Source organism: Oerskovia sp. NPDC056781 (assembly GCF_042789955.1).
Lineage (GTDB): Bacteria > Actinomycetota > Actinomycetes > Actinomycetales > Cellulomonadaceae > Oerskovia > Oerskovia rustica.
Genome location: NZ_JBHUAD010000312.1, coordinates 1 through 3727 on the forward strand (window position 1 = coordinate 1; position 3727 = coordinate 3727).

A 3727-nucleotide genomic window follows, 5' to 3' on the forward strand; every position below is an offset into this window, starting at 1 on the left:
GGGCTCCTCCTGGGACCCGCGGGCCGGGCGGCATCGGCCATCTTCCGTGAGCACCGGCCCGTCCTGAGAGAGGCAGCCAGCATGACCGAGCACGTGTCGCACGTCGTCGTCGGCGGCGGCGTCATGGGGTCCGCCGCGGCGTGGCAGCTCGCGCGCGCTGGGCACGACGTCGTCCTGCTCGAACGCTTCGAGCCCGGCCACGCGAACGGCGCCTCGCACGGCGCGTCGCGCATCTACCGCACGACGTACTCCCAGCCCGCGTACCTCGACCTCGCGCAGGAGGCGTTCGGCCTGTGGCGCGAGCTCGAGCGTGACGCCGGCCTGCGCGTGGACGCGGTCCTCACGCTGACGGGAGGTGTGAGCCACGGTGTCCCGCGGCGCACCGAGATCGGGGACGCGTTCGCCGCGCGGGGCATCCCGCACGAGTGGCTGCGCCCCGAGGAGGCCGCCGACCGCTGGCCAGGCCTGCGCTTCGAGGGGGACGTCCTGCACGAGACCGCGACGGCCGGGCGCGTCCACGCCGACCGTGCGGTCGCAGCCTTCCAGTCCGCGGCCCGCGCGCACGGTGCCGACGTCCGCCACGGCGTGCACGTCCGCCACGTCCACCCGGGTCCGGGCTCGGTACGTGTCGTCACGGACCGGGGGGACCTGGTCGCGGGCACGGTCGTGGTCGCCGTGGGTGCGTGGAGCGCGGGCCTGCTGGGGGAGGCCTTCCCCGAGCCCGACGGCGCAGCGCCCCTCCCGCCCCTCGTCGTCACCCAGGAGCAGCCCGCGCACTTCGCGCTCGCCCCGGGTGCACCGGCGGAGGGCACCTGGCCGGCGTTCACGCACGCCCCTGCCGAGCCGCACGCGTGGCCCAGCGGCGTCTACGGGCTCGCGACCCCGGGCGAGGGGATCAAGGTCGGGTTCCACGGCGTCGGTCCTCGCACGGACCCCGACCGGCGGACCTTCCGTCCCGAGCCGGGGCAGCTCGCCCAGCTCCAGGACTACGTCCGGACGTGGGTGCCGGGTGCCGACGCCGACCGGCTCGTGCCCGTCTCGTGCACGTACACCACGACCCCGGACCACGACTTCGTGCTCGACCGCGTGGGCCGCGTCGTGATCGCCGCGGGGTTCTCTGGGCACGGGTTCAAGTTCGCGCCGTCGATCGGGCGCGTCCTGGCCGAGCTGGCGCGCGAGGAACCGGACGCGTCACCCGAGGCCGCGGACCGCCTGTTCTCCCTGGCTCGCTTCGCGCGAGGTCCCGTGGCGCAGGTCCCCGGCCGGACGGGCTGACCGGCAGGCCCGCCTGCGACACGCACCACCATCCGCCCCGACCCACCGAAAGGCCACCATGTCGACCACGACCGACCTCACCGCCCTCGCTGAGACCGCGCCCGCCGACCCCGCTCGCTCCGAGGCGGCACCCGCGACGACCTCGCCGCTGACCGAGCGCTACGGCCCCGACCAGTCCGTCCCCCTCGCTCCGCCCACCGCGGCGATCGACGGGATCCTGCGGCACCGCACGGTCCGCGCCTACCTTCCCGACCCGCTCGACGAGACGGTCCTGCCGACGCTCGTCGCGGCCGCGCAGTCCGCCCCGACGTCGTCCAACATGCAGTTCTGGAGCGTCGTCGCGGTCACCGACCCCGGCCGCAAGGACCGGCTCGCGGCGCTCGCGGGCGGCCAGGAGCACATCCGGCAGGCACCGCTCCTGCTCGTGTGGGTCGCGGACCTGGCGCGTGCCCGAGCGATCGGCGAGGCCCACGGCACCGCGCTCGAGGGGACCGACTACCTGGACTCGACGGTCGTGGCGTTCGTCGACGCGGCGCTCGCCGCGCAGAACGCCGTCGTCGCCGCCGAGTCGCTGGGGCTCGGGACCGTGTACATCGGCGCGCTGCGCCACCACCCCGAGCAGGTCGCGGCCGAGCTCGGTCTGCCCGAGGGCACCGTCGCGGTGGTGGGCCTCGTCGTGGGGCACCCGGACCCCGCGGGAGGCGAGCGGGTCAAGCCGCGCCTGCCGCAGGCCGCCGTGCTGCACCACGAGACCTACGACCTCGACGTCCAGGCCGAGCACGTCGACGCCTACGAGGACGTCATCGCACCGTTCTACCGCGACGAGGGCCTCACGGAGAGCTGGCGGCGCCGCGTGGTCGACCGGCTCGCGATCCCCGGCCCTCAGCGCGGCCACGCGCACCTGCACTCGGCGCTCGCGGCCCGCGGCCTGCCGTCCCGCTGACCCGGCCGCCAGCGCCCCCACCGACTCACAGAGGACCTTCGATGACCACCTCCGACCAGCCGACCGCCCCTCAGTCCTCGCCCCCGACCCGGGTCCCGCTGTCGATCCTCGACCTCGCCGTCGTGAGCGAGGGGTCGACAGGCGCCCAGGCACTGCGCGACACCCTCGACACCGCGGTCCGTGCGGACGCCCTCGGCTACCGCCGCATCTGGTTCGCCGAGCACCACCTGTCGCCCGGCGTCGCGTCGGCGTCCCCCGCGGTCCTCGCGGCCCTCGTCGCGGAGCGCACGTCGCGGATCCGCGTCGGGTCGGGGGCCGTGCTGCTGAGCACGACGAGCCCGCTGATCGCGGCCGAGCAGTTCGGGACCGTCGCGGCCCTGCACCCGGGGCGCGTGGACCTGGGCCTGGGCCGGGCCTTCACCCCGCCCCCCGCGAAGGGCGGGAAGAGCGCGAGTGGCGAGGTCCCGCCGTCGGGCACGGGTGAGGTACCGGCCGCACCGCAGCTCCCGCCCGCCCCCGCGCGCCCGGCCGGGACGCGCGTGGTCGACGGGCTGCTGATCCCCGCGGCGCCCGGCGTCGACTTCAACGACTCCGCGCTGCGCGAGCGGCTGCTCGCGCAGAAGGAGGTCGTGGGCGCGAGCCGGACCCCGGGGGAGTTCCGTGCCGAGCTCGAGCTCGTCCTCGGGCTGCGCGCAGGGACTTTCGCCGACGGCGCGGGCACCGGATGGACGAGCCCTCCCGTCGAGGGTGCGGCGTTCGACCTGTTCGTCCTCGCGTCGAGCGGGGGCGTGAGCGCACGCGTCGCGGGCGAGCTCGGCCTGCCGCTCGCCGCGAACTACCACGTGGGCCCGTCCGCGACCCTCGACACGATCGCGGCGTACCGGGCGGCCTTCCGCCCGGGCGTGCTCGACCGCCCGTACGTCGTGGTCTCGGCAGACGTGCTCGTCGCGGACACCGACGACGAGGCCCGCCGGATCGGCGAGCCGTTCACGGCCTGGGTCCTGTCGATCCGCCGCGGGGCCGGCGGCGCGATCGCCTACCCGGCGCCCGGCACGTCGCCGGCGTGGGAGGACCTGTCGGACGCCGACCGGGCCGCGGTCCAGGACCGCGTCGACACGCGGTTCGTCGGGTCGCCCGAGACCGTCGTCGAACGCCTCGAGACCCTGGCGCGCGTGACCGCGGCCGACGAGATCGTGGTCACGACCGCCGCCCACGACCCCGCCCACCGGGCCCGCTCGTTCGAGCTCCTGGCCCACCACTGGGGCCTGGCGGCGGACACGGCCGAGCCGGCCGCCCGGGAGCCCGCCCTCGCGAGGTAGAGGACGCCAGCCCTCCACCTCGGTACCCGCCACCCACCACACCCAGGAGACGACATGACCCAGCACCAGCCCGTCCTCACCCCGGCCGGCGGCGCGGGGGCCCCCGGCGCCGCCCGGGCCGTCCGGATCGACGTCCGCCGCGAGGGCGGCCGCGCGACCAGTCGCCGGGAGCTTATACACAAAAGACCCG

3 protein-coding genes are annotated in these 3727 nt (G+C 76.3%); all 3 read left to right on the plus strand.

Annotated elements, in window-relative coordinates; genetic code table 11:
• The first annotated feature begins 81 nt into the window (after positions 1-81).
• Genes ACFRCR_RS17615 through ACFRCR_RS17625 form a run of 3 tightly spaced genes read left to right on the plus strand, consistent with a single transcriptional unit; the run spans position 82 to position 3537 of the window.
• Entirely contained in the window at positions 82-1275 is a 1194-nt protein-coding gene (locus ACFRCR_RS17615) for an FAD-dependent oxidoreductase (RefSeq protein ID WP_377679367.1), read from the plus strand.
• Between the two features lie 58 nt (positions 1276-1333).
• A complete protein-coding gene (locus tag ACFRCR_RS17620; RefSeq protein WP_377679363.1) occupies positions 1334-2218 on the plus strand; it encodes an NADPH-dependent oxidoreductase in 885 nt (294 codons plus the stop codon).
• Positions 2219-2259: 41 nt separating this feature from the next.
• Positions 2260-3537, plus strand: a complete 1278-nt coding sequence (locus ACFRCR_RS17625) for an LLM class flavin-dependent oxidoreductase (protein WP_377679365.1) — start codon at positions 2260-2262, stop codon at positions 3535-3537.
• Positions 3538-3727: the final 190 nt, after the last annotated feature.

What these genes read in the sequence shown, in the direction of transcription:
- ACFRCR_RS17615 (WP_377679367.1), top strand. Translation starts at nt 82, where the DNA reads ATGACCGAGCACGTGTCGCACGTCGTCGTCGGCGGCGGCGTCATGGGG.
- ACFRCR_RS17620 (WP_377679363.1), top strand. Translation starts at nt 1,334, where the DNA reads ATGTCGACCACGACCGACCTCACCGCCCTCGCTGAGACCGCGCCCGCC.
- ACFRCR_RS17625 (WP_377679365.1), top strand. Translation starts at nt 2,260, where the DNA reads ATGACCACCTCCGACCAGCCGACCGCCCCTCAGTCCTCGCCCCCGACC.